Genomic DNA, 24,297 nt, shown 5'->3' with positions numbered 1-24,297 from the left:
TCTACGAGGTTATAGGCGCGCACCGACAACCGGACCGGCCCGCCGGGGAACGCAAGCGCCCCCCACGCACCCGCCAGAGCCGACCTACCCTTGCTGCCTTCCGGCCCTGGGGGAGTTCAGTCAGATAGCGCCGCGTGAGGGGCTACGCAGAGGCTACCTCATCCCCCGGGCAGGGAACGAGTTCGCGAGCACTCCTCTCGGTCATGTAATGTTTCCGGCGGAGGATTCGCCTAGAGGCCTAGGGCGCACGCTTGGAAAGCGTGTTGGGGGCAACCCCTCACGAGTTCGAATCTCGTATCCTCCGCCAGTGCCTCACCGGGCACGATGTCGAAGGGCCCCACCGTTCGCGGTGGGGCCCTTCGACGTTGTCCGACCTCGCCCCGCGGAGCGTGACCCCCGTCACATGTAAGGAGGGGGCCCGCATCCGCGCCTCCCCAGGTCAGCGGCATGAAGCGGCCGCAGTCGTCCGGGTCTGTGCCCATGGACACAGCGGGCGCGGCGCGTAAAGGCGCATACTGAGCCATGACCAAGCCCTCGGCGCCGAAGCGTCATCTGCCCACCAGCCCCTTCAAGGCCCCGGTCGCACCGGCCCCCAAGCACTTCGACACCGGTGATCAGGTCACCCACGACGTGTACGGCCTCGGCCGGGTGGTCGGCATCGAGGACGGAGTCGCGGCGCTCGTGGACTTCGGCTCGGCGCAGATGCGGATCCTGAGCCCGTACCCCAAGATGACCAAGCTCTAGGACCACCGTGCCCGCTCCGGGCACGCCAGGCCCGCTCGCTCAGCGGCCTGCAATGAAAGGCAGACCTCTCATCGACTCCACATCGCTGTTCTCGGCCCCGGAAGGGCAGACGCACAGCTCCACCGGCTCGCCCCGTCCGACGACCCAGCCTTTCCAGGCTCCGGACTTCGGCGAGGACGAGACCCTCTGGGCCGAGGACGCGCAGCAGCCGGCCCCGGACACCAGCGCGCGGCGGCCCAAGTCCGCCTAGCGGGGTGTGCCGGCCCGGCAGCATCGCGTGCATGAACACTGCCGTGGTCCGGACAAGCCTGCGCAGGTGAGGCGATGGCACGCTCCCCGCATGGGCAGCGTGTCTGACGTGACGTGCCGTACCCGGTCGAAGCGGCTTCCGTGGTTCTTCCTCGGTGCCGGTGCGGCCGGGCTGATCCTGGTTGTGGCCCGCCTCGTGATCACGGGCGGGCCCCCGACGGGTGGTTGCTCACGGGTCTTCTTCTCATGCCGCTGGGTGTCGGGGGCGCGTACGCCGCCGTCGTCCGCGTGCACGCCGACGCGGACGGACTGTCGTACCGCACGCTGCTGCGCCGCCGCAGTGCCCGGTGGGAGGACATCGCGGACGTGCGGGTGTACCTGCAGCGCGGGCGTCACAGCGACATCCACCGCGTCGAGGTCGTGACGCGCGGTGGTCCTGTCCGGCGCCTGTCCCTGCCGGTGGGCCCGTCCTCCGGGGACAGGACGCCTTCGACGGCACCGTGGAGGAGCTGCGCGCGCTGCACGGCGGCACGGCACACCCGAGACCGGGCGACGAGGGACGTCCTCCTGACCGCCCGTTTCCTGGAGTCCACCGACTACAGCCCCGACGGCTTCGGCACCCATGTGGTCCTCGGCCCTGACGGGCCCGCCGTCACACCCCACCCGGGCCCGGGCCGGTTCGCGGCACGCCCGATCCCGGTGGAGCGGCTCGTCGTCAGGGCGGTCCGCCGTCCACGCGGCGGCGACGGCGATGTGCCGAGGGGCTGGGACGTCGCCGAACTGGACGACGGAGGCAGGCGGATCCGCCTCGCGGCCGCCCCTGCCGGCCTGGGCAGGATTCTTCGGGCGCGTTCACCGCCACCGACGCGCCCGCGACCGCCGGAAGTCCGGGCGAGAGGTAGCACGCACCCCGCCCCTCACCGCCCGATCCGCACCCCCCGCTCCACCGTCACCTGGTCGATGTCCGAGACCCGGACCGTCAGTTTCATCGTCCAGGTGCCCTCCAGAGGGAGGGTGAGGTCGTTGGTGGCCCAGTAGCCGCCCCGGTCGGTGAGGCCGGCGTCGATGGGGCCCACGTCCTCGGACGGGAGGGTGAAGGTGACGCGGAGCTCCGGGACGAAGGACAGGGCGCCCTGAGGACCGAAGACCACCGCCTGGAGGCCGTTCTCGCCGACGCGGCCCGGGTCCATCGTGAGCTGGACCGTGCCGCTGCCGCCGGGTGTCCCCGTGTCGTAGGGGACCGTCAGGGCCTGGGCGCCGGGCAGGCCCGCCACCTGCGGCGCGGGCGCCTTCGCGGCCTCGGCCTCCGCCCGGGAGGGCAGGGTGCCGGTCAGCACCGTGGTGACCAGCAGGACGGCCACCGCGACCACCACCTCCGCCAGGACGGAGCGGCGCAGGGCGCGGCGGTGGACGGTTTCCGGCTCGACGGCTGCCGGTTCGGCGGTGGTCACGTGCGTGGTCCTCGGTTCGGTGGGCGGGCCCGGCGCGCCCACCAGCGCCGGTACGCGTTCCCCGGCCACCGCCGGACGGGCCAGCAGGGCCGTCCAGCGGCGGGACAGGGCCGCCGCGAGCAGCAGGAACACCGTCGCCGCCAGCTTCACGGCGAGCGTGCGGCCGTACGCCGTTCCCGTGAGGGCGGACCAGGAGCCGAGGCCGCGCCAGGACTGGTAGGCGCCGGTGAGGACCAGGACCGTCACCGACGTGAACGCCAGACGGGAGAAGCGGGCCACCGTGTCGTACGGCGGCGGGGTCTTCGCCCGGTGGAGGGTGAGCAGCAGGGCGGTGAGGCCGCCGAGCCAGGCCGCCATCGCCAGCAGATGCAGCACCGACGACGTCATGGCGACCGGGACCTGGATGCCGGCCGAGGCGTGTTCCGCCGACGCCCATGTCAGGGCCACCCCCACGGAGAAGGCCGCGCCCGCCGTCATGCGCGTGCGGACCGTCCGGTGGCGAAGGACCGGGAGGAGCAGGGCCGCCGTCAGCAGGAGCAGCACGCGGGCCAGGAGCGCCATGCCCGGACGGCCGCTCAGCGTGTCCGGGAACGCCGACACGTCCAGGGCCGTCGCCGGTGACGTGCCCTTCTCGTAGGGCGCGCGCAGCACCAGCAGCGCCGCCGTCGTCACCAGCAGGGTCCACCAGCCGAACAGCAGGGGCGCCCGCAGCGGGCCCGTGTCCGGCGGGCGGCACAGGGCCGCGAACGCCGCCGTGCCGATGAGCAGCGCGGCCGCGATGTAGGCGAGGTAGCGGCCGGTGTCGTAGAGGCTCTTGGTGACCGGGTGTTCGGCGTGGTCCTGGGGCGCCGCCGGCGGGGTGGGGGACGGCTTGCCGATGGAGAAGGTGAACGCGCCCGAGACCGGATGGCTGTCCGCCGAGACCACCCGCCACGCCACCGTGTACGTGCCTTCGTCGAGGTCCCGGGGCAGCGCGGCGCGGGCCGTGTCGGCGGCGCCGGCCGCGTGTTCGGGCTCCTCCATGTGGACGCGGCGGTTGTCGGGGCCGTAGATGCGGAAGGAGTCCTCGAGCAGGCCCACGGACTCGGTGAACGTCAGGGTGATGTGCGTGGGCGCCGTCCCGACGACGCTTCCGTCCTCGGGGTCGCTGGCGCGCAGGGCCGCGTGGGCGCTCGCCGGGGCCGCGCCCGCGAGGAGGAGCACCAGCAGCGTGCCCAGCAGCACCCACGCACGCAGGACCGGCGCTCCGCCGTCCCGGCCGCCCGCCGCCCCGTCGCGCCGTCGCTCCACGTCGTTCCCGCCTCCCGGCCGTCCGCCTCCCGGGGAGTACGGACGGAACGCCCGGTCCGCTCAACGCGGCGGGGACGTCTTCACCAGGTGAGGCTTCACCGAGTGGGCTTCGCCAACAAGGGCTAGACCAACCGAGGCTTCGCCAGGTGGGGCTTCACCAGGTGGGGCGGGAGGTCGCCCCTCCGTCGACCACCAGGTCGTGGCCGGTCACCCAGGACGCGAGCGGGGACGCCAGGAACACGCAGGCGTCGCCGACGTCCTCCGGGCGGCCGAGACGGCCCACGGCGGACGCCTCACGCCAGCGGCGCACCCCCTCGGGCCAGGCGTCCTCAAGGCCCTCCCGGTCGATCAGGCCGGGCGACACCGTGTTGACGCGCACGCCCCACGGGCCGTACTCCAGGGCGGCCGTGCGGGCGTGCATCACCACCGCGGCCTTGGACGCGCCGTAGTGCGCGTGGCCTGGAGCGGGGAAGCGGGCCTCGACGGAGGCGACGTGGGTGACGGAGCCGCCGCCCTGGTCGCGCATCAGCGCTGCCGCCGCCTGGGTGCAGGCGAAGACGGCGGTGAGGTTGGTGTCCACGACCGCGCGCCACTCGGCCGCCGTCATCCCGGCGAGCTCCTGGACGGGCTGGACCCCGGCGTTGTTGACCAGCGCGGTGAGCCGGCCACCGAACCGTTCGGCCGCCTCCGCGACGATCCGGTGGCAGGCGTCCTCGTCGGTGAGGTCGGCCCGCAGGACGACGGCCCGGCCGCCCGCCTCCCGGATGACGGCCGCCGTCTCCTGGGCGGACGCGACCGAGGTGCGGCAGTGCAGGGCGACGGCCGCGCCCTCCTCGGCGAGCCGGCGGGCGACGCCCCGGCCGATGCCGCCGCCGGCGCCGGTGACGAGGGCGACCTGACCGTTCAGCAGTCCCCGCCCGCTCATGGGCGGCCCAGCTCCGCCACGAGGGCGGCCCGGTCGGGGTGGCGGGCGGCCAGTTCGGCCGGGTCGCCGTGCTCGTAGCCCTCGTAGGTGAAGCCGGGGGCCATCGTGCAGCCGAACAGGGTCCAGGAACCGCCCTCCGCGACGCGGGCGCCCATCCAGGTGCCGGCGGGGACGGTGAGCTGGACGTGCTGGCCGCCGAGCACGTCGGGGCCGAGCACCGGGGTGCTGCTGGTGCCGTCGGGTGCGAGCAGCAGCATCCGCAGCGGGTCGCCGAGGTAGTGGTGCCAGGTCTCGTCGGCGGGCAGGCGGTGCAGGGCGGAGAAGTCGCCGGGCTCTGCGGTGAGCAGGGCGACGATGGCGGTGCCCTCGGGGCGGCCGTCGGGCCGGTCGGGACCGGCCCAGGTCTGCCGGAACCGGCCTCCCTCCCGGGGGATCGGCTCCAGTCCGAAGTGGGCGACGAGGTCGTCGGGGGTCACCCTCCGAAGGCTACCCGCCGGGTGAGGAACGCGAGTTGTGCGTGCTTCTCCGGGAGGTACACGTCCGGCAGGTCGACCTCGGGCAGCACCACCCGGGGCCCGGCGGTGAAGCCCTGGCGCGCGAACCGGGCGATCGCCTTCTCGTTGGCGACGTCCGGGTCGACGACGATCCGCCGCCGGTCCAGGACCAGCAGGACGAACGTGGAGAAGGCGACCGACAGCCCCGCGGTCCAGCCGGAGCTGCTCCCGCCCGGCCCCGGGGGCGCGAGCAGCAGGTGCATGCCGATGTCGCCCGGCTCGACGGGGTAGCACTCGCCCACCCGGTCGGCCTCCGGTTCGTACGTCTGGAGCAGCGCTGCCGGGTCGCCGTCCTTCACCACCAGGTACGCGTGGTGGGTGTCGAGGGTGTCCATGTGCGCGTAGATCTCGAGGACCCGCTGTTCGGTGAGGCCGTTCATGCCCCAGAACTCGGCGCGTTCCCCGCTCACCCAGCGGTGCAGCAGGGGCGCGTCGGCGGCCGGGTCCAGCGGCAGTACGCGTACGGTGCCGAAGCCGTCGACCTCCTGCTCGTGGACGGCGGGGCGGGAGGCGTACGGGTCAGACATCGGTCTCCTTCGTCAGGTGCGCCCAGTCGGTGACGACCGGGGCCAGGTCTCCGGCGAGCCACAGGGGCTGTTGGTCTCGGTGGTGGGGCGAGCCGGGGCGGCCCGAGGCGCCGTGCGGCACCACCCAGCGGCTGTCCTCGCGGCGGGCGAGGTCCCAGACGTAGCGGGCGGCGGGGCCGCGGGCGGCGAGGTCGGTGATGCCGGGCACGGCGGAGGTGCACAGCACGCAGTCGTGGTCGCCGGACAGGCCCGGCTCCTCCCGGGGGTCCTCGGGCGGCAGGGCGCGCCAGGGTGCGAGGCGGTGGGTGTCGCCCCAGGTACCGGAGGGCGGCGCGGCGGCCACCTCCTCCAGGGCCGCCCGGACGACGGCCGTGCGGTCGATGCCGAACAGGTGCTCCGCCGTGAGCAGGTGCTCCAGGGCGAACCCGATGCGCGGGACCAGCGCGAGCCAGGGGCGGAAGACGTCCGGGTACGGCGGCGGGGTCGCGGCGGCGGCGAGGGCGGGCTCGGCGGCCAGACGGCGGACGACCGCACCGCGCAGGGCCGCGAAGGCGGCGGCGTCGGCGCTGTCGGCGTCCATGTGCCGGTCCCAGGCCAGCAGCCGCTCGCGCAGCGCGGACGCGGGCCCCGTGAGGCCGGGGGCGTCGAGCGCGGCCAGGTGGTCCAGGAGGGGTGCGGCGGAGGCGAGGTGGGTGTCGGTGTGGATCGCGGCCATGCCGGCGGCGGACCAGCGGTGCTGCCGGGCGAGCAGGGCGGCGATGCGGCGGGCGCGGTGCGGCGGGGCGAACTCCGCGCCGAGCGGGGCGGCGGGGCCTCGCTGGTTGGCCATCACGGCGACGCCGTCGTCGAGACCGGCGCGCGGCGGCTCGTGCCAGCCCTGCCATTCGTGGCCGGGCTCCCACGCGGGCACCAGGCGGACGCGGTTGGCGTCGGAGCGCACGGGGACGCGGCCGGCCACCCGGTGCAGGGCGCCGCCCTCGGTGTCGGCGGCGAGGAGGACGTTGACGGGCTCGGCCCACAGGTCGGCGGCGCGGTCCACGTCGGCCACGCTGCGGGCCCGCAGCAGCGGCAGCAGGGCGCCGAAGCCGAGGTCGCCGGTGACGCGGGGCGGGTAGCGGAGGGCGACGGCGAGCGGGGGTCCGCCGTTCTCGGGCACCCCTCCGTCCAGGCCTTCGGGGCCGCCGACGACGACGGGCCCGCGCTCGGTCTCGACGACCTCCACCTCGACGGGGTCCTCGCCCGCGACCTCGACGGTCTCGGTGTGCCGTGCGGCCCGCCGCCAGACGCCGTCCGGGCCGAGCGCCTCGATCCCGGCGCCGGTGCGGCGCAGCCGCTCGCGGTAGAGGTCCTGGTAGTCGGCCATGGCGTTGGTGATGGCCCAGGCGACGGTGCCGGTGTGGCCGAAGTGGGCGATGCCGGGGACGCCCGGCACGGCGAGGCCGACGACGTCGAACTCCGGGCAGGACAGACGTATCTGCTGGTAGACACCGGGGTCCTCGATGAACCGGTGCGGGTCGCCCGCGATCACCGGCTGCCCGGTGACCGTGCGCTCCCCCGCGACCAGCCAGCCGTTGCTGCCGGAGGTGCCGGGGCCGTCGGTGGCGAACAGGCCCACGGCGTCCGGCCCGAGGCTCGCGGCGGCGTGGTCGCGCCACAGCTTGGCGGGGAAGCCGGCGAAGAGGAGGTGCGTGGACAGCCACACGGCCAGCGGCGTCCACGGCTCCCAGCGGCCGGGGAGGACACCGGAGCGGGCGAACTCCGGGGCCTCGTGACCGTCCAGGCCCTCGTTGACGCCGGTGACGTACGCCAGGATCCAGTCGGCGGTCTCCGGGTCGCACTCCTCCAGGCGGGCGAAGCAGCGGCGGGCGGTGTCGGCGATCCGGGCGCGCCGGACCAGCACGTCCCAGGAGAGCTCGCCGGCGCCGAGGAAGGCGGCGGAGGCTCCCTGGGCGCGGTGGCGCTCCACCTCGATCTGCCAGCCGCGGTCGCGGGCGGTCACCAGACCCTGGAGGCGCGCGAGTTCACGCACGCCGTCGGCCCGCAGATGGGGAATCCCCCAGGCGTCCCGGAAGATCGCACCGGACACTGTGCCCCCACTTCGCTTTAGGTTAGGCTCGCCTAAGTTACCCGTGACGTGACGGGATCGTACGCGAAGGGTGAAACCGCGATGGGGCAGGGGCGGGGTTGGGAGGGCACGGTCCTCAGACTGCTGCGCGCGAAGGACTTCGAGTTCACCGTGACGGGCGCGGAGGACGTCACCGCCGACTACCGGCGGCTGACCTTCACCGACGGCGGGATGCTGGCCGTCACCGGCGTCCACCCGACGATGTGGGTACGGCTGTGGTTCGACAACGCGGGCAAGCCGCACCAGCGCGCCTACACCCTGGTCGACCCCGACCCGGGGACCGGCACCTTCGCCCTGGAGTTCGCGCTGCACGAGGGCTGCGCCAGCGACTGGGCGCGGGCGGCGAAGTCCGGGGACACCATCGAGGCGACCGTGCAGGGCACCGGCTTCGAGCGCCCGGACCCCTCCCCGTCGCACGTGTACGTGGTCGGCGACCCGGCCTCCCTGCCGGCCGTCAACTCCCTGCTGGGCGCCCTGGGTGACGCCCCGGCGACCGTCTGGTTCGAGGGCTCCCTCGACGGGCTGCCCTGCGTGGCCGACCCCGCGCGGCACGAGGTGCGCGAGGTGCCCCGGCGCGACGCGGGCGCGGCCCTGGTGGAGCGCGTCCGCGCCGAACTGCCGGACCTGCTGGCGTCCTGCCCCGACCCGTACGTGTGGATCGCCTGCGACACCGCGACCACCCGCGCGCTGGGCGCCTTCGCCCGCAAGGAGCTGGGCCTGCCCAAGCAACGGGTGCAGGCGCTGGGGTACTGGCGCGCGAGCTGACCCGCGACGCGCGATCAACGGGACGACGCGCGATCATCGGGGCATGGACGTCACACTGCACCTCGCCCAGGACCCCGAGGCCGACCGGCTGCTGGGCCGCAGCCCGCTCGCCGCGCTGACCGGGATGCTGCTCGACCAGCAGATCCCGATGGAGTGGGCGTTCAAGGGCCCGGCGACGATCGCGCAGCGGCTCGGCTCGGACGACCTCGACGCGCACGAGATCGCCGCGTACGACCCCGAGGCGTTCGCCGCGCTGCTCTCCGAGAAGCCCGCGGTCCACCGCTACCCGGGGTCGATGGCGGGCCGTGTCCAGCAGCTGTGCCGGTATCTCGTCGAGCACTACGACGGTGACGCAGAGGCGGTCTGGCGGGGCGTGGAGGACGGGCGCGAGCTGCTGAAGCGGCTCCAGGACCTGCCCGGGTTCGGCAAGCAGAAGGCGCAGATCTTCCTCGCCCTGCTGGGCAAGCAGCTCGGCGTCCGCCCGTCCGGCTGGCGGGAGGCGGCCGGGGCGTACGGCGAGGAGGAGTCCTTCCGCTCGGTCGCGGACATCACGGGCCCGGAGTCGCTGACGAAGGTGCGGGCGCACAAGCAGGAGATGAAGGCGGCGGCGAAGGCCGCGAAGGCCGCGAAGGCCGCGAAGGCCGCGAAGAAGACGGGGGCGTGACTGGCCCTGCGGGTCCGCTTCGCATGTGTACCGGGGGCGGGTATGCGAGCCGGGTGTGGCGTACGGAGCGCCCCGTGAGGGCGCGCGACGGGCGCACCGACCGTTTTCTGATGGTTTCCGACATCTTTTACGGCGGCGTACTGCGTCGCCATGGCTGCGCCCGGAACGTCTCGACCGGTAGGCTTTCCGTGTGATCTTCAAGCGCATCGGAAACGGCCGGCCGTACCCCGACCACGGCCGGGAAAGCACCCGGCAGTGGGCGGACGTGGCGCCGCGCCCGGTCCGCCTCGATCAGCTCGTGACGACCAAGCAGCAGCTCGACCTCGAGACCCTCCTCGCCGAGGACTCCACCTTCTACGGCGACCTCTTCGCGCACGTCGTGAAGTGGCAGGGCGACCTGTACCTCGAGGACGGACTGCACCGCGCGGTGCGCGCGGCGCTCCAGCAGCGCCAGGTGCTCCACGCGCGCGTTCTCGAACTCGACTGACACCCGTCGAACCCTCTGGCGGCCCGGTTTGGCCCTTTCGGGTTGGACTGCACCCAGTCGAATGATCATCTAGTAGGCATAGCAGCCCGGGCGCACTACGCTGCGCTCATGAGCATGCTCACTCCACCCGGCATGGGCGGCCAGTACCGCATCACGGGTGACAAGTACCCGCGGATGCGCCGGCCCCGGCGGCGCGGCAAGCTCGTCGTGCTGACCGCCGCCTCTGTCGCCGTGCTCGGCGTGGGCGGCTGGGGCACGCTGCAACTCATCGACGTCTTCACCGGCGGCGACTCCGCCTCCGCGGCCGGCACCAAGGCCGCCTGCGGCACCACGGCGAAGGCCTCGGCGAGTCCCGCGGGGGCGGCCAAGCCGCTGCCCCGCCCCGGCACGATCACCGTCAACGTGCTCAACGCCACGACGCGCAGCGGGCTCGCCCAGAAGACCGCCGACGAGCTGAAGAGGCGCGGCTTCAAGATCGGCGAGGTCGCCAACGCGCCCGAGACGTTCGACAAGAAGGTCAAGGGAACCGGCGTGCTGCTCGGTCCGGCGACCGCGCTGGACACGGGGCTGCCGGTGCTGGGCACCCAACTGGCCGGCGCCGAGCGCCGCACGGAACCTGCCCGCAAGGGCGTCGAGCTCGATCTGATCATCGGCGACGCGTTCCGGGGGCTCACGGCGAAGGCGGACGCCGACAAGGCGCTGACCGCACTGGCCAACCCCGAGCCCGCGCCCGCCTCGAAGAAGAACTGCTGACCCTCCGGGCCGTCGGGCGCGGGGGCGTGTGAGCCGCGGAGTTACTCCGCGGCTCCGTACATGCGGTCGCCCGCGTCGCCGAGGCCCGGCACGATGTAGCCCTGCTCGTTGAGGCGCTCGTCGACGGACGCCGTCACGACCGTCACCGGCGTGCCGGCCAGCTCGCGCTCCATGACCTCGACGCCCTCCGGCGCGGCCAGCAGCACCACCGCGGTCACATCGTCCGCGCCGCGCTTGATCAGCTCCTGGATGGCCGCGACGAGCGTGCCGCCGGTCGCCAGCATCGGGTCCAGTACGTACACCTGACGCCCGGAGAGGTCGTCCGGCATGCGGGTGGCGTACGTGGAGGCCTGGAGCGTCTCCTCGTTGCGCACCATGCCCAGGAAGCCCACCTCGGCGGTCGGCAGCAGCCGGACCATGCCGTCCAGCATGCCGAGGCCGGCCCGCAGGATCGGCACCACCAGGGGGCGGGGGTGGGACAGCTTCACGCCCGTGGTCCGCTCCACCGGCGTCTGGATGTCCACCTGTTCGGTGCGCACGTCACGCGTGGCCTCGTAGGCGAGCAGGGTGACCAGCTCGTCGGCGAGACGGCGGAAGGTCGCGGAGTCGGTGCGCTGGTCGCGCAGCGTGGTGAGCTTGTGGGCGACCAGGGGGTGGTCGACGACGTGGAGACGCATGGCGTCAACCCTAACCGGGACACGGAGGGTCGGCGTCCCCGTGCGTGGCAAGGGGATGGGGCACCCGTCACTCCTTCGCTGGCGTCAAACCGCCCGGTCGGGGGAAGGTGGGAGGGACGGACTGGGGTGATGAAGCAATGCCTGAGCAGGAGGATCGCGATCCGTCGGCCGGGACGGCCGGGGCTTCCCGGGCGTTCCGGGGCGCCGAGGGTGCCGGGAGCGGCGCCGGGGGCGAGGTGGACTGGGAGGCCGAGCGCCGACGGCGGCGGGCGCGGTTCCTGAGGGAACTGGCGGAGGCTCGGGCGTTGCGGGACCGGGTGCAGCCTCGGCGGGCCAAGGCGGCGCGGTTGCGGCACGCGATGCGGATGCGGACGTTTCGCTGGTAGCGGCTTGTCCGGCGCGGGCGCCTGTACAGGCCGAGGGTGTCAGCGCACCCGGCACCCGCAGTGTGGCGCCACGCCCGCCCGTGCCGCGGCCGCCCGTTTCCAGGCACCGGCACCCGTGCGGACCGAGGGCATCTGCGCACCTGGCGCCGACAGGGCGCCGCCGCGCCCACCCGTGCCGCCCTGCGGCACGAATGCCCGCGGAGGGCGGGAGTTGTGCCCCGCGTGGGGCGGAAGCCTTGCCCGCGCAGGACGCAAGCCTTGCCCGCGTAGGGCAGGAGACGCGCCGCACGTAAGAAGGAAGCCGTGCCCCACGTAGGGCAGGAGCGCCCCGCGCAAGGGGAGAACCGTGCTCCGCGGAGGGTGTCCCGGGACCGGCCGGGTTGCCGGTGTGCGGGCGCGACACGCGGGGTGGCCCGTGGGGGAAAGGGGCCCTGGTCCCTTTGACGTGCCGCGGCCCGGTGGGCGGGGTTGGGCGCGTACGATCCGGTCGTGGCGGCGACAAGCGCGCTGGACCGCGATCGAAACTGCCGGACACAGGGAGCGGAAGACGTCCCCTGACGGCCTTGTTTCTGCCACGATTCCCAGTGGGCGGGGTCTCAGCTCCGCATACCCGCCCGCACACCTCCGCCGGGGGGACCCCCAACCGGCACGCCTATGACCAGTGGGAGAGTCACGGTGTACTTCGCCGCACTGCTCGCGCGCACCGAAGACGGGTGGGAAGCGAGCGACACAGAGCTCGACGATGTGGAAACCCTGTCGGATCTCGCCGACCTGGCCCGGGAAGCCTCCCCTGACGAGGACACGGTGCTCGTGCTGATCGAGCAGGAGGACGGCTGGTTCGGCGTCGTCCGCGTGGACGGTGAGGAGGATCCCCGGATCTACGTGTCCGACGCCGCGGCGGCCGCCCGCAGCAGCTACGGGGAGATCCTGCTCACCGACGAACTGCTCGGCCGGGAGCCCGGGGACGACGGCCCCGACCTGGACGCCCTCGACCTCGACGGCACGGAGGACGGTGAGCCGGACGACGAGGACGCCGACGGCGCCCCGTCCACCGCGTCCGGCGAGTCCGTGCCGCACGGCCCCGTCGGGGACGCGCAGGTCCTGGAGGACCTGGGCGTGACCGAGAAGGAGCTGCGCTCGATGACCCAGGACGCCGTCTCCGAGATCGCCGAGGTGCTCGGCGCCTCCGAGGTGCTGGAGACCGTCCGCTGACCGTGCCGACCACCACCCCCGCGCCCGGCCTCCCGGACCCGGTGCGCGACCCCTGGCGGGAACCGATGCGACTCGCCCTGGACGAGGCCCGCCGGGCCGTCCAGGGCGGGGACGTCCCCGTCGGCGCCGTCGTGCTGGCCGCGGACGGGGTCACCGTGCTGTCCCGCGCCCACAACGAGCGCGAGGCGGTCGGCGATCCCACCGCGCACGCGGAGGTCCTGGCGCTGCGCCGGGCCGCCGGGCGGGCCGGGGAGTGGCGGCTGGCCGGCTGCACCCTGGTGGTCACGTTGGAGCCCTGCACGATGTGCGCGGGCGCAGTCCAGCAGTCCCGGGTGGACCGGGTGGTCTACGGCGCCCGGGACGAGAAGGCCGGCGCGGCGGGATCCCAGTGGGATCTGGTCCGGGACCGGCGCCTCAACCACCGCCCCGAGGTGATCGAGGGCGTGCTCGCCGAGGAGTGCTCGCGGCTGCTCACGGAGTTCTTCCGGGGACGCTGAATACCGATTTCGAACCACGCGCCACCGTGCTGTAAGGTCTCCCTCGGTAGCGTGTCCGAGCGGCCGAAGGAGCTCGCCTCGAAAGCGAGTGTGGCGCAAGTCACCGAGGGTTCAAATCCCTCCGCTACCGCTTGAGAAGGGCCCCGTCGTCAGACGGGGCCCTTCGTGCGATCATGGGCCCGCTCGATGCACGCGTGACAGCAGTGACAGCCGTGACAGGGGAGGGCCGCGATGGCGGTGAACGCGAAGAAGGCCGCCGTCTATCTGGTAGTGGTCTTCGTGCTGTACGTGATCATCACGGATCCCGAGACCGCCGGCGACTACGTCACCATCGGGTTCCAGGGCATCTCGGACGCCGCCAAGGCGATCGGCGACTTCATGACCTGGCTGGCCGCAGGAGGCAACTGATGATCCGGCACCTGGTGCTCTTCAAGCTGAACGAAGGCGTCCGCCGCGACGACCCGAAGGTCGCCGAAGGCGTGGAGGCCTTCCGCGCGCTGGAGGGGAAGATCCCGGAGATCCGCTTCTGGGAGTGCGCCTGGAACATCAGCGACCGCCCCATCGCCTACGACTTCGCGATCAACTCCGCGTTCGACGACGCCGAGGCGCTGCGCCGCTACGTCGAGCACCCGGACCACCAGGCGGGCGTCGGACTGTGGCGCGAGTTCGCCACGTGGGTGATCGCCGACTACGAGTTCTGACGCCCCCTCCGCACTCCGTGCACCGTGGCCCCTTGCCGTGCCGGCAGGGGGCCACGGTGCGTCCGGCGCTCGTATCCCACCCTCAACACGGAATATGCGGTGCTTGCACACAGTGAGTCAGTCTTGTGATGCTATGACCGCTTTTGACGGATGAGTTGACGGACGATGTGAGCGAAATGAAGAGGTGGCGTTGACCGTGTCGGCCAGTTCCGCGCCGCCCCAGGACGAGGTGTCCCCCGACGCGGTCCAGACCCCCGCCAAGCGTCGTGGCGCGGACACCAGGGCCCTGACCCAGGTGTTGTTCGGTCAGCTCAAGAACCTGGAGCCGGGCACGCCGGAGCACGCCCGCGTGCGGGCGGCGCTCATCGAGGCGAACCTCCCGCTCGTGCGCTACGCGGCCGCCCGTTTCCGCTCCCGGAACGAGCCGATGGAGGACGTCGTCCAGGTCGGCACCATCGGCCTCATCAACGCCATCGACCGCTTCGACCCCGAGCGGGGCGTGCAGTTCCCGACCTTCGCGATGCCGACCGTCGTCGGTGAGATCAAGCGGTACTTCCGCGACAACGTCCGCACCGTCCACGTACCGCGCCGGCTGCACGAGCTGTGGGTGCAGGTGAACAGCGCGACGGAGGACCTCACCACTGCGTTCGGGCGCACCCCGACCACCGCCGAGATCGCCGAGCGGCTGCGCATCTCCGAGGAGGAGGTGCTGTCCTGCATCGAGGCCGGCCGGTCGTACCACGCCACCTCGCTGGAGGCCGCGCAGGAGGGTGACGGGATGCCCGGCCTCCTGGACCGGCTCGGCTACGAGGACCCCGCCCTGGACGGCGTGGAGCACCGCGACCTCGTCCGGCATCTCCTCGTGCAGCTGCCGGAGCGCGAGCAGCGCATCCTGCTGCTGCGTTACTACAGCAATCTGACGCAGTCCCAGATCAGCGCCGAGCTGGGCGTCTCGCAGATGCACGTGTCCCGGCTGCTGGCCCGCAGCTTCCAGCGGCTGAGGTCCGCAAACAGGATCGACGCGTAACCGTAAAGAGCGAATCGCCCATCGGCGTGAATTGGAGCCCTTTCCGTCCGAAAGCCCGTCAGACCCCTTGTTTCCAGGGCTGATTCGCATCTCGCATGTCGACATGTCACTACAGCGCGTTGCCGACATGTGACATTCTGCCGGAAGCGCGTTTGCCGGAGCCTCGGCGCCGGTATTCAGGTGAAGGCTGCGTTCCTCGGATCGGGAGCGTTCGCCGCGACCGTCCCGCGACCCAAAGGGGGTGGCATGTCCGCAGAACAGGGCAGCTCGAAGGTGCTCACGCTCGCGGAGAGCGAGTCAGCTCCCCATGCTCTCGACGTACTCGGCCCCATCGGCGAGGGCCCGGCCCTCGCCGCCGCACCCGCTCCGGAGGTCCCGGAGACGGCGGCCCTCGACACCCGCACCCTGTCCCGCTCCCTGTTCCTGCGGCTCGCCGTGCTCGACGAGGACAGCCCGGAGCGCGCCTACGTCCGGGACACTCTGATCGAGCTGAACCTCCCGCTCGTGCGGTACGCGGCGGCGCGGTTCCGTTCGCGCAACGAGCCGATGGAGGACATCGTCCAGGTCGGCACCATCGGGCTGATCAAGGCGATCGACCGCTTCGACTGCGAACGGGGCGTGGAGTTCCCGACCTTCGCGATGCCGACGGTGGTCGGGGAGATCAAGCGGTTCTTCCGCGACACGTCCTGGTCGGTGCGGGTGCCGCGCCGGCTCCAGGAGCTGCGGCTGGCGCTGACCAAGGCCAGCGACGAGCTCTCCCAGAAGCTGGACCGCTCCCCGACGGTGGGCGAACTCGCCGCCGTCCTGGGCGTGTCCGAGGAGGACGTCGTCGACGGCCTCGCGGTGGGGAACGCCTACACGGCGTCCTCGCTGGACTCCCCAGCCCCGGAGGACGACGGCGGCGAGGGCTCCCTGGCGGACCGCCTCGGCTACGAGGACACGGCTCTGGAGGGCGTGGAGTACCGGGAGTCGCTGAAGCCGCTGCTGGCGAAGCTGCCGCCGCGTGAGCGGCGGATCATCATGCTGCGGTTCTTCGCGAACATGACGCAGTCGCAGATCGGGGAGGAGGTGGGCATCTCGCAGATGCATGTCTCACGTCTGCTGACGCGCACCTTGGCCCAGCTGCGGGAGGGGCTCATCTCGGACTGACGTCCGCGGACCTGCCTTCGAGCGCGGAGGCGCTCGGCCCTCTCAGGGCCGGGGGCCTCCGCGCTCTTGTGTGCGGGCACCTCCGTGCACCGCTTTCCCGCGCCTCCGGGCGGGGCGGGTAGCGGTCGCTTCGCGGGCACGGGCCGGTGGGGGCTGGTCGCGCAGTTCCCCGCGCCCCCTGGGGATGCTCTCGTCGCCGTGCCCAGAGAGCGGACCGGGACGGTTACCCGCCCGTACGGGGCGGTAGGGGTTGATCGCGCAGTTCCCCGCGCCCCTTGAGGGTGCTGTCGTCGCCGTGCCGACGACTGGGCGAAGGCCGCCGAGGGGCTCCCCTCGGCGGCCTCCCCCTTACTTCAGTGCGAGCCAGGCCACCGCTGCGACGACGGCGACCGCGGCGACGATGCCGATGATCAGGCCGATCCGCGGGCCGCCGCCCGTGGCCGCCGGCTGACCGGTCTCGGGAGCCTCGTCGACGAACGCGCGGAACATCTGGGTGCTGCCGGCGGGGTCGTGATTGCCCTGCGGGCCCTGGGTGTTAGCCATGGACCGAGACCCTAGCGAATCAGCGTCCGGGGCCCCAAGCGGGGCGGGATCCACGGGGGAGGACCCCTCCCACCTGCGTGTTTACTGACGCGATTACTTGCCTTTGCCAAGTTTTTGGCCTGGACGGCCCGTTTTTATTTGCCTTCAGCAACCATCGATCCCTACGGTTGCTTCAAGCAACGAAACGGAGGTGCCATGGCCGAGTCGGCACAGTACGAGGAGCTGGTCCGGCAGTTCAGTGCCTTCGGCGCCGTCAAACGGGAGATGAACCGGCTGATGCCGTCGGACTGCCCGAGCGGCTCCGCGGCCGTGCTGACCGTGCTGGGCCGCCATGGCGACATGCGCATGAGCAGGCTCGCCGAGCTGCTGTCCGTGGACATGTCCGTCACCAGCCGGCACGTCACCCATCTGGCGGAGCGCGGCTGGCTCGAACGCTCCCCCGACCCCGCCGACAAGCGGTCCCGCATCCTGCGCCTCACCCCGGCCGGCGAGATCCGGCTCGACGAGCTGTTCCGGCGCACCACCCAGCTCCTCGCGGAGCGGCTGGGCGACTGGTCGGACGAGGAGGTCGACGACCTCACCCGGCTGATGGCCCGGCTCAGGGACAGCTTCGGCGACCCCCGCACCGTGCCCCGGCAGGCATCTCCGTCGCTCGAACAGACCACCCGTACACCCGCAAGCACGTAAGAGAAGGAAGTCCATGGCAACGACCACACCGAACGGTGTGCGGGCTCATGCCAAGCACGGGGGAGGCTCCTCCACGGACGCTCCGATGACCCATCGGCAGATCATGGAGGCGCTGTCCGGGCTGCTGCTCGGCATGTTCTGCGCCATCCTGTCGTCGACCATCGTCACCAACGCGCTGCCCGAGATCGTCTCCGACCTCGGCGGCGGCCAGAGCGCCTACACCTGGGTCGTCACCGCCTCGCTGCTGACGATGACCGCCTCCACCCCCCTGTGGGGCAAGCTCGCCGACCTCATCAGCAAGAAGGCGCTGGTCCAGACGGCCCTGGTGGTCTTCGTGATCGGCTCGATCGTGGCCGGCACGGCGCAGAACCCGGGCATGCTGATCACCGCGCGCGCCATCCAGGGTCTCGGCGGCGGCGGCCTCGCCGCGCTGGCCCAGATCATCATGGCCGCGATGATCTCCCCGCGTGAGCGCGGACGGTACTCCGGCTACCTGGGCGCGACCTTCGCCGTCGCGACCGTCGGCGGCCCGCTGCTCGGCGGCGTCATCACCGACACCAGCTGGCTCGGCTGGCGCTGGTGCCTCTACGTCGGCGTCCCCTTCGCGCTCGTCGCGCTGGTCGTGCTGCAGAAGACGCTGAACCTGCCTCTGGTGAAGCGGGAGGTCAAGGTCGACTGGGCCGGCGCCTTCTTCGTCACGGCGGCCGTCTCCCTGCTGCTCGTCTGGGTCACCTTCGCCGACGACAAGTACGACTGGATGTCGTGGCAGACCGGTGTGATGGTCGGCGGCGCGCTCGTGCTGACGCTGATCTTCCTGCTCGTCGAGTCCAGGGCGAGCGAGCCGATCATCCCGCTGCGCCTGTTCCGCAACCGCACCATCACGCTGGCGTCGCTGGCCTCGCTGTTCGTCGGTATCGCGATGTTCGCGGGCACCGTCTACTTCAGCCAGTACTTCCAGCTCGCCCGGGACAAGTCCCCGACCATGTCGGGCGTCATGACCATCCCGATGATCGGCGGTCTGTTCATATCGTCGACCGTCTCCGGCATCGTCATCACCAAGACCGGCCGCTGGAAGGCCTGGCTGCTGTCGGGCGGCGTGCTGCTCACGGCGGGCCTCGGCCTGCTGAGCACCATGCGCTACGACACCCCGTACTGGCACATCGGCATCTTCATGGCGCTGATGGGTCTGGGCGTCGGCATGATGATGCAGAACCTGGTGCTCTGCACGCAGAACCAGGTGGCCCCGAGCGACCTGGGCGCGGCCTCCTCCGTGGTCACGTTCTTCCGCTCGCTCGGCGGTGCGGTGGGCGTCTCCGTGCTCGGCTCGGTGATGTCCTCCCGGATCAGCCACTACGCGGCGGACACCATCGGCACGCTCAGCCCGCAGGAGCAGGCGGCGGCTGCCAAGGCCTCCGGCAGCGGCACCATCCCCGACATGGACCTGCTGCCCCCGGGCATCCGCACCTGGCTGGAGAGCGCCTACGGCCACGGCATCGCCGACATCTTCCTGTACGTGGCGCCGATCGCCGCGCTCGGCTTCCTGGTGACGGTCTTCATCAAGGAGGTCCCGCTGCGGACCACCGGCGCGCTGGCCCAGGCCGCGCAGGAGCAGGCCGCCGCCTCCGGCGACCCGGTCGCCCCGGCAGTCGCCGAGGCCGCGTCCGTCCCTGCCGGGGGCGCCGTCCCCGCGGGCTCCGCCGTCGCGGAGACCCAGGCCGCCGTGGAGGACACCTTCGCCCAGCCGGTGTCCGCCGTCGCCACCGCGGCCCGGCCCGAGGAGTCCGCCTCCTCCGGCATCCCGGTGCGCGGCTTCGTCCGGGGCGCCGACAGCACCCCGGTGCCCCGCGCCGCGGTCACGCTGATCTCCCTGGGCGGCCGCCAGCTGGGCCGCTCCGTGGCCCAGGACGACGGCTCCTACGCGGTGGACGCCCCCTCGCAGGGGTCGTACGTCCTGATCGCCGCCGCCGACGGGCACCAGCCGCAGGCGTCGACGGTCGTGGTGAACGACGAGCCGGTGTCCTACGACGTCCTGCTCAGCGGCACCAGCGGCATGACCGGTGTGGTCCGCGCGGCGGACACCGGTCAGCCCGTGAAGGACGCGATGGTGATCGTCACCGACGTGCGCGGGGACCTGCTGGCCACCGGGACCACCGGTGAGCAGGGCGAGTTCTCCTTCGCCGAGCTGGTGCCGGGCGCGGTGACCGTCGCGGTGAACGCCGCCGGGTACCGGCCGCGCGCCCTTCCGGTCGAGATCGGCGCCTCGGGCGTCACCCGGGTCGAGGCCGACCTGGAGACCGGCGCCCACGTCCGGGGCGTGGTCCGCGCCCCGCACGGTCCGCTGGCCGACGCCCGGGTCACCCTGGTCGACGCGGCGGGCAACGTGGTCGGCACGGCCACCACCGGCGACGACGGGGCGTACGCCTTCGCCGACCTGGACGGCGGCGAGTACACCGTCATCGCCACGGGCTACCCGCCGGTGGCGAGCGCCCTGACGGTCGCAGGACCCGGTGTCGACGACCACGACATCGATCTCGCCCACCCGGGCGAGTGACCCCAGTCCCGGCCCGTGGCGGGTTCGCGCGTCCTGTAGCGGAGACGCGCCCCGCCGCGGGCCGGTCGTATCACGACCTTTTCAAGAGCCTTCGCAGGGAGAAGACGGGATGCCACTGACCGCGAGGATCTGCACCCGGGACGGATGGGCCGTGTCGCACGCGGTCGTCACGCTGACCGACGGGACGGGCAGCCAGGTGCTGCGCGCCGAGGCGGACGCGGAGGGCGCCGTCCGGGACGCCACCGAGCTGGCGCCGGGGGCGTACACCGTCGTCGTGACCGCGGTCGGGTACGCCCCCGCCGCGGCCAGCGCCCTCGTCACCGCGAGCGGGCGCGCGGAGATCGGCACGGTGACGCTGGCCAGGGCCGGGGGGACGGAGCTGCCGCCGCCCGGACCGTGGACCGTCGACCCGGCCCACTCCGGCGTTGCCGCCGTCGCCCAGCACCTGGGCATCTCCAGCGTGCGGGGGCGGTTCACCGACTTCACCGCCCTGGTGGAGATCGCCCCTGACGACGTCACCAAGTCCCGCGTGGAAGCGGTGATCCGGGCCGATTCCATCGACACCGGCAACAGGATGCGCGACACCCATCTGCGGTCCCCGGACTTCCTGGACGTCGCACGGCACCCCGAGATCACCTACCGGTCCACGGGGCTCACCCAGGCGGGCACCGACCGCTGGACCGTGCACGGCGAGCTGACCATGCGCGGCGTGGTCCGCCCGGTCGACCTGGACCTGGCGTACCTCGGCACCGGCGCCGACCCCTGGGGCGGCACCCGGGCGGCTTTCCGTGCCACGACCGAGCTGCACCGCGAGGACTTCGCGATGAACTACAACCAGGTCGTCCAGGCCGGCATCGCCGCCATCGGCACCACGCTCCGGGTGGAGCTGGACGTCCAGGCCGTGCAGGGCGAGAAGCTCCCGGAGGGCTGAGCGCGACGCTCGGACCTGCACCGCTGTCCGTCTCGTCTCCGGCGTGGTGCAATGGGTGGAGGGTCAGGAAGCGGCCTTGCCGATTCCGGACGACCGATTCCAGGTGAATGCCCGTGACCCTTCCGCCCTTCTCCTCCGAACGCGTGATGCTCCCGCTGCCGTCGGAGATCGATTTCCGCAACGCCGACGGCCTGCTGCCGCTGATCATGTATCAGGCCCGCTCCGGCTCCGAGGGGCCCGCCCGGGTGATGGTCCTCGACCTGTCCCGGACCCTCTTCATGGACTCCCAGGGCATCCGCCTGATCAACGACGCCCGCAGGCTGCTGCTCCCCCACACCCGGGTGCACCTGGTGGCCCTCCCGGAGAGCGTCGCGGGCCGCGTCCTGGAGGTGACCGGGCTGCGCCGCGACGTGCCGGTGTACGACAACCTCCCCGAGGCGATGGCCGCCTAGGCTGACGCCATGGCACCCGACATCGCGACCAACACCCGCGTCTCCCTCGACGAGCTGCTCGACTTCGTACGCCCCCGCCACCGCGCCGTCCTGCTCACCCGCCGTTCCGACGGCGGACCGCAGGGGTCGCCGCTGACCTGCGGCGTCGACGACTCCGGGCGGATCGTGGTGTCCACCTACCCGGAGCGCGCCAAGACCCGGAACGCCAAGCGTGACCCGCGGGTGAGCCTCGTCGTCCTCAGCGACGACTGGAACGGCCCCTGGGTGCAGATCGACGGCACCGCCGAGGTGCTGGACGTTCCCGACTCGGTGGAGCCGCTGGTGGAGTACTACCGGAACATCGCCGGTGAGCACCCCGACTGGGACGAGTACCGCGCGGCGATGGTGAAGCAGGGCAAGTCGCTGATCCGGATCACCCCGGAGCGCTGGGGGCCGGTGGCGACGGGCGGTTTCCCGGCGCGGACGGCGCAGAGCGACTAGGGCAGCGCCTCGCACGCGGCTAGCCGCGGCTGCGGGCGACCATCGCCTCGATGCCGGCGATCAGCAGGTCCAGGGCGAAGGTGAAGTCCCGTTCCAGCATCTCCTCGACCGTGTCGCCGCCCCGCGCCTCCATGATCCGGGCCGACCGGCCGACGACGTCGGAGGCGTCCGGGTCGCGCAGCACCTCGGTCATGGCGCGGTGGTGGTACTCGTCGACGGTCAGGCCCGTGGAGGCGACCCGGTCACGGAAGTGGCCCTCCACCGTGCCGTGTCCGTACACGAACTGGAACACGGCGGCGATCGCCCCGGTCACCTCGTGCTCGGGCAGGCCGGTGCGGCCGAGGACCCGCTGGATCGCGCCGGAGAACAGCAGCGCGTGGGGGCCGATGTTGAGGAAGCGTCCGACGAGCGCCGGCAGCCAGGAGTGCCGCACCAGCAGCGCCCGGTACTCGCGGGCCAGGGCGCGCAGTTCGTGGCGCCAGTCCGCGCCGGAGTCCGGCTCGGGCAGGGCGAGTTCGCCGAAGGCGCGGTCCAGGGCCAGTTCGAGCAGGTCGTCCTTGGTGTCGACGTACCAGTAGACGGACATCGCGGTGACGTCGAGTTCGGCGGCGAGGCGGCGCATGGAGAACTTCTCCAGGCCCTCGGCGTCCAGCAGCCGCACGGTGGCCCCGGTGATCCGGTCCCGGTCGAGGCCGGAGGGCTGACCTCCGCCCCGCCTGCCGCCCCGCTCCCGGTCCTCCAGCCAGACACTGGGCCGCGGCGTCTTCCCGGACCGCTGGTCTGCCCTCACCATGGCGCACCTTCCTCGACTCGCCGACGCCGGTTCATGCTAGGGGTCCGCCCGGTCCCGCGCGGCTCACGCGTCGGCGCGGCTCACGCGTCCGCGCGGTCGGCGCGGTCGGCGCGGTCGGCGCGGTGCAGCAGCGACGCCGCGATCAGTCCGCCGAGCAGCACCGCGACCGAGCCGACGAGCAGGCTCGTCTCCAGACCGGAGGAGAACGCCCCGGTGATCTCGGCGCGTTCGCGGTCCGAACCGGCCGCGGCCGTCGCCGCCGGCAGCGAGGCCGCCGCGACCGGCACCAGCGCGGCGAAGCGCGCGTTCAGCACGGCGCCGAGGACGGCCACGCCGAGTCCGTTGCCGAACTCGGCCAGGGTGCCGTTGATCCCCGCGCCGACGCCGGCCTTCTCGCGCGGCACGGAACTCATCACGGCATGCGCCATCACCGGGCTGCCGATCGCGGTGCCGGCTCCGATCAGCACCAGGCCGAGCAGCGTGCCGCTGTAGCCGTGGCCGGTGAGCGTGGCGATCGACACCAGCCCGGCCGCCATCAGTCCCATGCCGACCGCGATGGACAGCGGGGTGCCCATCTTCGCCGACCACTTGGTACCCACGCCGGTAAAGTTGAGGGCGACCACGGTCAGCGCCATCGGCGCGGTGCGCAGCCCCGCCTCCAACGGGCCGTAGCCCAGGACGAACTGCAGGTACTGGGTGAGCAGGAAGAGCGCGCCGCCCATCCCGAAGGTGATCAGCACCAGGCCGCCGACCGCTCCGGTGAAGCGCCGGTCGCGGAAGAAGTGCAGGTCGAGCATCGGGTAGGGGATCCGGCTCTCCCAGTACGCGAAGACGCCGAGCACCACGGCCGCCACGCCCGCGCCGATGGCCACCGTGCCGGACGTCCAGCCGTGCTCGGGGCCGGAGATGATCGCGTAGACCAGAGCCGTCATGCCGATGGTCGAGAGCACCGCGCCCACCAGGTCGGGCCGGTCGCCCCGCCGGTTCCGCGACTCGGGGACGTACGCGGCGACGGCGGCCAGTGCCAGGGCCGCGACCGGCAGGTTGATCAGGAAGATCGAGCCCCACCAGAAGTGGTTCAGCATGAAGCCGCCGACCAGCGGACCGGCCGCGAACCCCAGGGAGTTGACGGCGCTCCAGATGCCGATGGCCTTGGGCTGCTCCTCCGGCGTGAAGATCTGCATGACCACGGCGAGGGTGGTGGTGAGCAGCAGCGCCCCGCCGACGCCCATGCCCGCCCGCGCGGCGATCAGCTGCGCGGAGGACTGGGCCAGCCCCGCCACCAGTGACCCCGCGCCGAACAGGACGAGACCCACGATCAGCATCTTCCTGCGGCCGTAGCGGTCGGCCGCGTTGCCCGCGCTGAGCAGCAGGCCCGACTGCACCAGGGAGTAGGCGTTGATCATCCACTGGATGTCGGCGGTCGAGGCGTCCATCTCCCGGGTGAGGGAGGGGATCGCCACGTTCAGCACCGTGTTGTCCAGCAGCACGGTGAGCTGGGCGAGGCAGATGACGCCGAGAATCAGCCAGCGCCGCGCGTGCCCCTCGGGAGCCCCGTCCTCCGGTGCGGGGTCCGGGGACGGGTCGGGGGCCGCGGCGGGCTGTTCCTGGGAGGACGTGGTCATGTTCTACACCGTAGAACACCCCTCCTACGGTGTAGAACACGGGGTCGTGGGG

27 protein-coding genes, 2 tRNA genes, 1 other RNA gene and 1 pseudogene are annotated in these 24,297 nt (G+C 72.6%); 21 read left to right on the top strand and 10 right to left on the bottom strand.

Annotated elements, in window-relative coordinates:
• Positions 1-48: 48 nt before the first annotated feature.
• Positions 49-147: signal recognition particle sRNA small type (ffs, locus tag ACF1AG_RS29895), an RNA gene on the bottom strand.
• 72 nt (positions 148-219) lie between these two features.
• Between ffs and ACF1AG_RS29890 the strand changes: the two genes are divergently transcribed.
• From ACF1AG_RS29890 to ACF1AG_RS29875, 4 genes and pseudogenes are all read left to right on the top strand, one after another.
• Positions 220-307 (top strand) — tRNA-Ser (locus ACF1AG_RS29890).
• A 215-nt stretch (positions 308-522) separates the two neighbouring features.
• Positions 523-744, top strand: coding sequence for a hypothetical protein (locus ACF1AG_RS29885; protein WP_093553428.1), 222 nt, complete (start codon positions 523-525; stop codon positions 742-744).
• Between the two features lie 52 nt (positions 745-796).
• Positions 797-994 carry a hypothetical protein gene (locus tag ACF1AG_RS29880; RefSeq protein ID WP_359600971.1) on the top strand — a complete coding sequence of 66 codons (198 nt, stop codon included), beginning with the start codon at positions 797-799 and terminating at the stop codon, positions 992-994.
• 245 nt (positions 995-1,239) lie between these two features.
• Positions 1,240-1,332, top strand: a pseudogene (locus ACF1AG_RS29875) (hypothetical protein); the annotation flags it as partial.
• 578 nt (positions 1,333-1,910) lie between these two features.
• Here the strand turns inward: ACF1AG_RS29875 and ACF1AG_RS29870 are convergent.
• The 5 genes from ACF1AG_RS29870 to ACF1AG_RS29850 all read right to left on the bottom strand — a co-directional run bounded on the left by ACF1AG_RS29870 (position 1,911) and on the right by ACF1AG_RS29850 (position 7,826).
• Positions 1,911-3,668 (bottom strand): copper resistance protein CopC, encoded by a 1,758-nt coding sequence (locus ACF1AG_RS29870; protein ID WP_391810700.1) that lies wholly within the window; start codon positions 3,666-3,668, stop codon positions 1,911-1,913.
• Positions 3,669-3,888: 220 nt separating this feature from the next.
• Positions 3,889-4,659, bottom strand: coding sequence for a glucose 1-dehydrogenase (locus tag ACF1AG_RS29865; RefSeq protein WP_359600972.1), 771 nt, complete (start codon positions 4,657-4,659; stop codon positions 3,889-3,891).
• Positions 4,656-5,135 carry a cupin domain-containing protein gene (locus ACF1AG_RS29860; protein WP_359600973.1) on the bottom strand — a complete coding sequence of 160 codons (480 nt, stop codon included), beginning with the start codon at positions 5,133-5,135 and terminating at the stop codon, positions 4,656-4,658. The genes ACF1AG_RS29865 and ACF1AG_RS29860 overlap by 4 nt, the downstream gene beginning before the upstream one ends.
• A complete protein-coding gene (locus ACF1AG_RS29855; protein WP_359600974.1) occupies positions 5,132-5,740 on the bottom strand; it encodes a GNAT family N-acetyltransferase in 609 nt (202 codons plus the stop codon). Before ACF1AG_RS29855 ends, ACF1AG_RS29860 begins: the two co-directional genes overlap by 4 nt.
• Positions 5,733-7,826 carry a penicillin acylase family protein gene (locus ACF1AG_RS29850; RefSeq protein ID WP_391810690.1) on the bottom strand — a complete coding sequence of 698 codons (2,094 nt, stop codon included), beginning with the start codon at positions 7,824-7,826 and terminating at the stop codon, positions 5,733-5,735. Before ACF1AG_RS29850 ends, ACF1AG_RS29855 begins: the two co-directional genes overlap by 8 nt.
• 81 nt (positions 7,827-7,907) lie before the next feature.
• Here ACF1AG_RS29850 and ACF1AG_RS29845 point away from each other — a divergent pair, with 81 nt between their 5' ends.
• The 4 genes from ACF1AG_RS29845 to ACF1AG_RS29830 all read left to right on the top strand — a co-directional run bounded on the left by ACF1AG_RS29845 (position 7,908) and on the right by ACF1AG_RS29830 (position 10,534).
• Positions 7,908-8,630: a siderophore-interacting protein gene (locus ACF1AG_RS29845; protein ID WP_359600976.1), complete on the top strand. Its 723-nt coding sequence runs from the start codon at positions 7,908-7,910 to the stop codon at positions 8,628-8,630.
• A 43-nt stretch (positions 8,631-8,673) separates the two neighbouring features.
• Complete coding sequence (locus tag ACF1AG_RS29840; protein WP_391810689.1) at positions 8,674-9,294, top strand: HhH-GPD-type base excision DNA repair protein; 621 nt, start codon at positions 8,674-8,676, stop codon at positions 9,292-9,294.
• 190 nt (positions 9,295-9,484) lie between these two features.
• Positions 9,485-9,781, top strand: a complete 297-nt coding sequence (locus ACF1AG_RS29835) for a type II toxin-antitoxin system VapB family antitoxin (RefSeq protein WP_004943146.1) — start codon at positions 9,485-9,487, stop codon at positions 9,779-9,781.
• 132 nt (positions 9,782-9,913) lie between these two features.
• Positions 9,914-10,534, top strand: a complete 621-nt coding sequence (locus ACF1AG_RS29830) for a LytR C-terminal domain-containing protein (RefSeq protein ID WP_359601001.1) — start codon at positions 9,914-9,916, stop codon at positions 10,532-10,534.
• 41 nt (positions 10,535-10,575) lie between these two features.
• On the opposite strand, the gene upp is transcribed toward ACF1AG_RS29830, so the two are convergent.
• Positions 10,576-11,211 carry a uracil phosphoribosyltransferase gene (gene upp / locus ACF1AG_RS29825; RefSeq protein ID WP_359600978.1) on the bottom strand — a complete coding sequence of 212 codons (636 nt, stop codon included), beginning with the start codon at positions 11,209-11,211 and terminating at the stop codon, positions 10,576-10,578.
• Between the two features lie 137 nt (positions 11,212-11,348).
• On the opposite strand from upp, the gene ACF1AG_RS29820 reads away from it, so the two are divergent.
• The 8 genes from ACF1AG_RS29820 to ACF1AG_RS29785 all read left to right on the top strand — a co-directional run bounded on the left by ACF1AG_RS29820 (position 11,349) and on the right by ACF1AG_RS29785 (position 16,183).
• Positions 11,349-11,597 (top strand): hypothetical protein, encoded by a 249-nt coding sequence (locus tag ACF1AG_RS29820; RefSeq protein ID WP_359600979.1) that lies wholly within the window; start codon positions 11,349-11,351, stop codon positions 11,595-11,597.
• A 675-nt stretch (positions 11,598-12,272) separates the two neighbouring features.
• The gene (locus tag ACF1AG_RS29815; RefSeq protein ID WP_359601002.1) at positions 12,273-12,809 is read left to right on the top strand and encodes a hypothetical protein; all 537 of its coding nucleotides are present in this window, start codon (positions 12,273-12,275) and stop codon (positions 12,807-12,809) included.
• Between the two features lie 65 nt (positions 12,810-12,874).
• Positions 12,875-13,306 carry a tRNA adenosine(34) deaminase TadA gene (tadA, locus tag ACF1AG_RS29810; protein WP_359601003.1) on the top strand — a complete coding sequence of 144 codons (432 nt, stop codon included), beginning with the start codon at positions 12,875-12,877 and terminating at the stop codon, positions 13,304-13,306.
• A 45-nt stretch (positions 13,307-13,351) separates the two neighbouring features.
• Positions 13,352-13,436 (top strand) — tRNA-Ser (locus ACF1AG_RS29805).
• A 101-nt stretch (positions 13,437-13,537) separates the two neighbouring features.
• Positions 13,538-13,714 (top strand): hypothetical protein, encoded by a 177-nt coding sequence (locus ACF1AG_RS29800; protein ID WP_359600980.1) that lies wholly within the window; start codon positions 13,538-13,540, stop codon positions 13,712-13,714.
• Complete coding sequence (locus ACF1AG_RS29795) at positions 13,714-14,007, top strand: Dabb family protein (RefSeq protein ID WP_033273344.1); 294 nt, start codon at positions 13,714-13,716, stop codon at positions 14,005-14,007. The genes ACF1AG_RS29800 and ACF1AG_RS29795 overlap by 1 nt, the downstream gene beginning before the upstream one ends.
• Positions 14,008-14,197: 190 nt before the next feature.
• Positions 14,198-15,034, top strand: coding sequence for an RNA polymerase sigma factor SigF (locus tag ACF1AG_RS29790; protein ID WP_006132791.1), 837 nt, complete (start codon positions 14,198-14,200; stop codon positions 15,032-15,034).
• Positions 15,035-15,280: 246 nt separating this feature from the next.
• A complete protein-coding gene (locus tag ACF1AG_RS29785; RefSeq protein ID WP_359600981.1) occupies positions 15,281-16,183 on the top strand; it encodes an RNA polymerase sigma factor SigF in 903 nt (300 codons plus the stop codon).
• Between the two features lie 348 nt (positions 16,184-16,531).
• On the opposite strand, the gene ACF1AG_RS29780 is transcribed toward ACF1AG_RS29785, so the two are convergent.
• Positions 16,532-16,726, bottom strand: coding sequence for a hypothetical protein (locus tag ACF1AG_RS29780; RefSeq protein WP_359600982.1), 195 nt, complete (start codon positions 16,724-16,726; stop codon positions 16,532-16,534).
• A 195-nt stretch (positions 16,727-16,921) separates the two neighbouring features.
• Between ACF1AG_RS29780 and ACF1AG_RS29775 the strand changes: the two genes are divergently transcribed.
• From ACF1AG_RS29775 to ACF1AG_RS29755, 5 genes are all read left to right on the top strand, one after another.
• On the top strand, positions 16,922-17,413 hold the full coding sequence (locus ACF1AG_RS29775) for a MarR family transcriptional regulator (RefSeq protein WP_359600983.1): 492 nt from the start codon (positions 16,922-16,924) through the stop codon (positions 17,411-17,413).
• Positions 17,414-17,426: 13 nt separating this feature from the next.
• Entirely contained in the window at positions 17,427-19,964 is a 2,538-nt protein-coding gene (locus ACF1AG_RS29770; protein ID WP_359600984.1) for an MFS transporter, read from the top strand.
• 109 nt (positions 19,965-20,073) lie between these two features.
• Positions 20,074-20,895 carry a YceI family protein gene (locus ACF1AG_RS29765; RefSeq protein WP_387798620.1) on the top strand — a complete coding sequence of 274 codons (822 nt, stop codon included), beginning with the start codon at positions 20,074-20,076 and terminating at the stop codon, positions 20,893-20,895.
• 146 nt (positions 20,896-21,041) lie between these two features.
• The gene (locus tag ACF1AG_RS29760; RefSeq protein ID WP_391810699.1) at positions 21,042-21,347 is read left to right on the top strand and encodes an STAS domain-containing protein; all 306 of its coding nucleotides are present in this window, start codon (positions 21,042-21,044) and stop codon (positions 21,345-21,347) included.
• A 9-nt stretch (positions 21,348-21,356) separates the two neighbouring features.
• Positions 21,357-21,827 (top strand): PPOX class F420-dependent oxidoreductase, encoded by a 471-nt coding sequence (locus tag ACF1AG_RS29755; RefSeq protein ID WP_359600987.1) that lies wholly within the window; start codon positions 21,357-21,359, stop codon positions 21,825-21,827.
• Between the two features lie 19 nt (positions 21,828-21,846).
• On the opposite strand, the gene ACF1AG_RS29750 is transcribed toward ACF1AG_RS29755, so the two are convergent.
• Together ACF1AG_RS29750 and ACF1AG_RS29745 are read right to left on the bottom strand one after the other, a co-directional pair.
• Positions 21,847-22,620: a TetR/AcrR family transcriptional regulator gene (locus ACF1AG_RS29750; RefSeq protein WP_391810688.1), complete on the bottom strand. Its 774-nt coding sequence runs from the start codon at positions 22,618-22,620 to the stop codon at positions 21,847-21,849.
• Positions 22,621-22,700: 80 nt separating this feature from the next.
• Positions 22,701-24,245, bottom strand: coding sequence for an MFS transporter (locus ACF1AG_RS29745; RefSeq protein WP_391810687.1), 1,545 nt, complete (start codon positions 24,243-24,245; stop codon positions 22,701-22,703).
• Positions 24,246-24,297: the final 52 nt, after the last annotated feature.

This window comes from Streptomyces sp. NPDC014764 (assembly GCF_043082785.1).
Lineage (GTDB): Bacteria > Actinomycetota > Actinomycetes > Streptomycetales > Streptomycetaceae > Streptomyces > Streptomyces althioticus.
This window is presented reverse-complemented; position numbering and strand designations above follow the sequence as displayed.